The organism is Campylobacter sp. LMG 7929, assembly GCF_024723595.1.
GTDB lineage: Bacteria > Campylobacterota > Campylobacteria > Campylobacterales > Campylobacteraceae > Campylobacter_D.
The window spans coordinates 1-291 of sequence record NZ_JANQCY010000050.1; the positions used below are offsets into that span (position 1 = coordinate 1).

Sequence of the window (291 nt, forward strand, 5' to 3'; positions counted from 1 at the left end):
ATTGACCCTTTCGTCTAGTGGCTCAGGACGTCACTCTCTCTGTGTGATAACAGAGGTTCAAATCCTCTAGGGGTCGCCATGAATGCATATCATAATCAAATGCAACAGATTAAAATTTACTTTTTTATATTTTTTTAATCATTCACCCATCACATACCATAACACACACCTATAAAACCCACTCTATTTTTTCCCTTCTCTCCTTCTTTTTCTCAACACCCCTTCCTTTTTTATTTTTAAAAAATAATTTTCTTTCCTCAACAACCTCCTACTAACCCCCCCCCCTTTTTT

1 tRNA gene is annotated in these 291 nt (G+C 36.4%); it reads left to right on the plus strand.

The features are described 5' to 3' along the window. Positions 1-3: 3 nt before the first annotated feature. Positions 4-79, plus strand: a tRNA-Glu gene (locus tag CAMP5118_RS08015). The last annotated feature ends 212 nt before the right edge of the window (positions 80-291 follow it).